This window comes from Loktanella sp. F6476L (genome assembly GCF_023015725.1).
GTDB lineage: Bacteria > Pseudomonadota > Alphaproteobacteria > Rhodobacterales > Rhodobacteraceae > Yoonia.
Window position 1 is genome coordinate 1 of sequence record NZ_JALKAR010000031.1, and the last position, 5,776, is coordinate 5,776.

The window sequence follows — 5,776 nt, forward strand, 5'->3', positions numbered from 1 at the left end:
CTTTATTTATTTGAGGTTTTTGTGTTTATCGCCGAGAGATACGGTTGGCTTCTTATTAGATTTGGCAGTGACTTACTCTCCCACGCCTTAAGACGCAGTACCATCAGCGCAGCGGCACTTAACTGCCGAGTTCGGGATGGGATCGGGTGTTTTGCTCGCGCTATGACCACCAAATCAAACAAGAAGCCAACGATCAGGCTGATATCCTATGCGGGATTTCAGCTTGTTCCATATCAGATATACTGATGGTTGTGTGTGTATGTATCATGATTTTAATTCAGTAAAGTCAGACTATTACTGGATCAAATCAAGCCTATCGGACCATTAGTACCAGTCAACTGAACGCATTGCTGCGCTTACATCTCTGGCCTATCGACGAGGTGGTCTACCTCGGTCCTCAGGGATACCTTGTTTTGAGGGGGGCTTCCCGCTTAGATGCCTTCAGCGGTTATCCTGTCCGATCATAGCTACCCTGCACTGCCGTTGGCACGACAACAGGTCCACCAGTGGATCGTTCACCCCGGTCCTCTCGTACTAGGGGCAACTCCTCTCAAGTATCCTACACCCACGGAAGATAGGGACCGAACTGTCTCACGACGTTCTAAACCCAGCTCACGTACCTCTTTAAACGGCGAACAGCCGTACCCTTGGGACCTGCTCCAGCCCCAGGATGAGATGAGCCGACATCGAGGTGCCAAACGGTGCCGTCGATATGGACTCTTGGGCACCATCAGCCTGTTATCCCCAGCGTACCTTTTATCCGTTGAGCGATGGCCCTTCCACTCGGGACCACCGGATCACTATGGCCGTCTTTCGACTCTGCTCGACTTGTCAGTCTCGCAGTCAGGCTGGCTTCTGCCATTGCACTCAACGAGCGATTTCCGACCGCTCTGAGCCAACCTTCGCGCGCCTCCGTTACAATTTGGGAGGCGACCGCCCCAGTCAAACTACCCACCACGCAGGGTCCCGGATCCGGATAACGGACCGCGGTTAGACATCAAACAGAATAAGGGTGGTATCTCAAGGGAGGCTCCACCGAGACTAGCGTCCCGGTTTCAAAGCCTACCACCTATCCTGCACATACTGTGTCTGATGCCAATGCGAAGCTATAGTAAAGGTGCATGGGGTCTTTCCGTCTAACCGCGGGGAGCCTGCATCTTGACAGGCAATTCAATTTCGCTGAGTCCACATTTGAGACAGCGGGGAAGTCGTTACGCCATTCGTGCAGGTCGGAACTTACCCGACAAGGAATTTCGCTACCTTAGGACCGTTATAGTTACGGCCGCCGTTTACCTGGGCTTCAATTCGGAGCTTGCACTCCTCCTTTTAACCTTCAGGCACCGGGCAGGCGTCAGACCCTATACGTCGTCTTGCGACTTCGCAGAGCCCTGTGTTTTTAGTAAACAGTCGCCACCCCCTGGTTTGTGCCCCCGGCAAAAACTTGCGTTCTCACCGGGCCTCCTTCTCGCGAACTTACGGAGGTATTTTGCCGAGTTCCTTAAATGTGGTTCTCTCAAGCGCCTTGGTATTCTCTACCAGTCCACCTGTGTTGGTTTAGGGTACGATCTCATGGAGGGCTATTTCCAGGAACCTCTCAACGGCCTCCCCAATCCGATAAGGGGAAACAATCTTCGAGATCCGTCACATCCTCCTGGCCCAGGAATATTAACCTGGTTCCCATCGACTACGCCTTTCGGCCTCGCCTTAGGGGTCGGCTTACCCTGCTCAGATTAGCTTTAAGCAGGAACCCTTGGACTTTCGGCGAGGGAGTCTCTCACTCCCTTTGTCGCTACTCATGTCATCATTCTCACTAGTGATCTCTCCACCGGATCCCTCACAGGCCGGCTTCACAGAAAGCACCATAACGATCACAACACCCAAAGGTGCTGATATCGTCAGGTACTATGTCACACTACGCTCTGCTACCATGCACTATGTGCATCCTAGACTTCGGCTCATGGCTTGAGCCCCGTTACATCTTCGCCGCAGGACAACTTATTTAGACCAGTGAGCTGTTACGCTATCTTTAAAGGATGGCTGCTTCTAAGCCAACCTCCTGGTTGTTTTGGTCGTCCCACCTGCTTTCCCACTTAGCCATGAATTAGGGGCCTTAGTCGTAGGTCAGGGTTGTTTCCCTCTCCACAACGGACGTTAGCACCCGCTGTGTGTCTGCCGGATATTACTCCTCGGTATTCGGAGTTTGGTTAGGATCAGTAAGACGGTGAGTCCCCATTACCCATCCAGTGCTCTACCCCCGAGGGTATTCGTCCGACGCTCTACCTAAATAGATTTCGCAGAGAACCAGCTATCTCCGAGTTTGATTGGCCTTTCACCCCTAGGCACACCTCATCCCGACCTTTTTCAACAGGTGTGGGTTCGGACCTCCAGTTAGTGTTACCTAACCTTCATCCTGGACATGCCTAGATCACTCGGTTTCGGGTCTGATCCATCTAACTCATGCGCCCTATTAAGACTCGCTTTCGCTGCGCCTACACCTAACGGCTTAAGCTTGCTAGATAGACCAAGTCGATGACCCATTATACAAAAGGTACGCTGTCAGGCCGCATGGGCCCTCCAACTGATTGTAGGCGTTCGGTTTCAGGTACTGTTTCACTCCCCTCGTCGGGGTGCTTTTCACCTTTCCCTCACGGTACTGGTTCGCTATCGGTCAGTAAGGAGTACTTAGCCTTCGAAGGTGGTCCTCCGATGTTCAGACAGAATTTCACGTGTTCCGCCCTACTTAATACGTCCTATCATGCTTCTTATACGGGACTATCACCCACTATGGTTGCGCATTCCAACGCATTCTAATCACACTCAAGGCTCGGCTGGTCCCCGTTCGCTCGCCGCTACTAGGGGAGTATCTATTGATTTCCTTTCCTCCGGGTACTTAGATGTTTCAGTTCCCCGGGTTTGCTTTTGTAAACCTATGTATTCAGTCTACAAATACCTGGTTAACCTCATTGATAATCACACAGACCGAAGCCTGTATAATAACAACAAAGTATCAGGTGGGTTGCCCCATTCAGAAATCCATGGATCAAAGCTTATTCTCAGCTCCCCATGGCTTATCGCAGAGTATCACGTCTTTCATCGCCTCTTACTGCCAAGGCATCCACCAAACGCCCTTTTCGCGCTTGATTTGATCCAGAAAAAGCGTGGCTTTTCCTGTGGGCCCTCCCTTTTGTAAAATCAAAAGGGCCCTTAATCAAAATGCATACATTGCAGTGCCAGCCGCTGGTTCGCAACTGACACCGTTCGAATGAGATTACTCTCATTCCGGTTAGTGTACTTGACTTGGAACAAAATAGATTTTCGAGGCCTCAAACAATGATCCGAAGATCATCTCAACCTGTCTGGCAATCCCTTCACGCGGGTTGCCTCTATTCTGATGTTGTATCTCTCTAAACGATGTCACTGAACCCGAAGGTTCAAACGTCCAATTGGACGGCTAAACAGTCAAAACTGCTTAGCGATCAAATTGATGCTTTTCTCAATAGAACTGAAGTCAGTGTCGAAGTTGATGGTGGGTCGAGGAGGACTTGAACCTCCGACCTCACGCTTATCAGGCGTGCGCTCTAACCACCTGAGCTACCGACCCATCTGGTGGAGCGTATCGGGATCGAACCGATGACCCCCTGCTTGCAAAGCAGGTGCTCTCCCAGCTGAGCTAACGCCCCATTAGGTAATGTCACAAACAACCGGCAAACCCGATCACCTATGATCACTGACTGAAGAGATATGAGGACGGCTCGGCCATCAATGTTTTGATAGCTTTGAATGCTATCTGCTAAGTGTTTCACGACGACAATAAGCAAGCTTAAAGTCGATACTAGAAACATCCTTAGAAAGGAGGTGATCCAGCCGCAGGTTCCCCTACGGCTACCTTGTTACGACTTCACCCCAGTCGCTGATCCTACCGTGGTCCGCTGCCTCCAAAAGGTTAGCGCACGGCCGTCGGGTAGAACCAACTCCCATGGTGTGACGGGCGGTGTGTACAAGGCCCGGGAACGTATTCACCGCGTCATGCTGTTACGCGATTACTAGCGATTCCGACTTCATGGGGTCGAGTTGCAGACCCCAATCCGAACTGAGACATCTTTTGGAGATTAACTCACTGTAGATGCCATTGTAGCACGTGTGTAGCCCAACCCGTAAGGGCCATGAGGACTTGACGTCATCCACACCTTCCTCCCGCTTATCACGGGCAGTTTCTCTAGAGTGCCCAGCTTAACCTGCTGGCAACTAAAGATGTGGGTTGCGCTCGTTGCCGGACTTAACCGAACATCTCACGACACGAGCTGACGACAGCCATGCAGCACCTGTCACTATGTCCCGTAAAGGAAAACCAGATCTCTCTGGCGGTCATAGGATGTCAAGGGTTGGTAAGGTTCTGCGCGTTGCTTCGAATTAAACCACATGCTCCACCGCTTGTGCGGGCCCCCGTCAATTCCTTTGAGTTTTAATCTTGCGACCGTACTCCCCAGGCGGAATGCTTAATCCGTTAGGTGTGACACCAAAGGGCAAGCCCCCTGACGTCTGGCATTCATCGTTTACGGTGTGGACTACCAGGGTATCTAATCCTGTTTGCTCCCCACACTTTCGCACCTCAGCGTCAGTATCGAGCCAGTAAGCCGCCTTCGCCACTGGTGTTCCTCCGAATATCTACGAATTTCACCTCTACACTCGGAATTCCACTTACCTCTCTCGAACTCTAGACCAACAGTATTAAAGGCAGTTCCAGGGTTGAGCCCTGGGATTTCACCTCTAACTTATTGATCCGCCTACGTGCGCTTTACGCCCAGTAATTCCGAACAACGCTAACCCCCTCCGTATTACCGCGGCTGCTGGCACGGAGTTAGCCGGGGTTTCTTTACCAGGTACTGTCATTATCATCCCTGGCGAAAGAGCTTTACGACCCTAAGGCCTTCGTCACTCACGCGGCATCGCTAGATCAGGCTTGCGCCCATTGTCTAAGATTCCCCACTGCTGCCTCCCGTAGGAGTCTGGGCCGTGTCTCAGTCCCAGTGTTGCTGATCATCCTCTCAAACCAGCTATAGATCGTAGACTTGGTAGGCCATTACCCCACCAACTATCTAATCTAACGCGGGCCAATCCTTCACCGATAAATCTTTCCCCCGAAGGGCGTATACGGTATTACTCTCAGTTTCCCGAGGCTATTCCGTAGAAAAGGGTATGTTCCCACGCGTTACTAACCCGTCCGCCGCTCCACCCGAAGGTAGCGCTCGACTTGCATGTGTTAGGCGTGCCGCCAGCGTTCGTTCTGAGCCAGGATCAAACTCTCAAGTTGAAAAGCACTTACGCGCTTATCCTTGACGTTCGAACCTCTGCACATCACATCAAATGACCCGGCTAAGGTATCATCTGACGTTTTCTCTGTTTGATATGCTTTGGTAACCAAAGTTACCGAAAGCCGTACAAACAGTGAAGCTGACACCGGATTATCGATCAGGCTATAAATAACCCTCACTACCGGCGCGATATACAGACGTTTGATCCATCGAACGAGGCCAAACCGCCCACATATCTCTTCAGTTCTATTCTATTGTCAAAAAGCGTTGAAGACAAAAATAACAGTGTGCGCCCAATCTCTTCGGCGCGCCCCGCCATCAGTACCTTCGGAATTTTCCCAACTTCAGCAACTCCGCGTCTTCGCTTCGTTCCGTCCGCTGCACCGTGTCTGCTTGTCTGCGTCTCCGGTAAGGGGGCTTTTAGTGTTACCTCCCGAGAGCCGCAAGCAGTTTTTTGAAGAAAA

Annotated in this window: 2 tRNA genes and 3 rRNA genes; all 5 read right to left on the minus strand. The window is 51.4% G+C overall.

Annotated elements, in window-relative coordinates:
* Nucleotides 1-59: 59 nt before the first annotated feature.
* A 5S ribosomal RNA gene (gene rrf, locus MWU61_RS19590) occupies nt 60-174 on the minus strand.
* Nucleotides 175-303: 129 nt separating this feature from the next.
* Nucleotides 304-3,143, minus strand: a 23S ribosomal RNA gene (locus MWU61_RS19595).
* A 381-nt stretch (nt 3,144-3,524) separates the two neighbouring features.
* Nucleotides 3,525-3,601: transfer RNA gene (locus MWU61_RS19600), tRNA-Ile, on the minus strand.
* Between the two features lie 3 nt (nt 3,602-3,604).
* Nucleotides 3,605-3,680: transfer RNA gene (locus MWU61_RS19605), tRNA-Ala, on the minus strand.
* Nucleotides 3,681-3,848: 168 nt separating this feature from the next.
* A 16S ribosomal RNA gene (locus tag MWU61_RS19610) occupies nt 3,849-5,311 on the minus strand.
* The 16S, 23S and 5S rRNA genes sit together here with 2 tRNA genes alongside, the layout of an rRNA operon.
* Nucleotides 5,312-5,776: the final 465 nt, after the last annotated feature.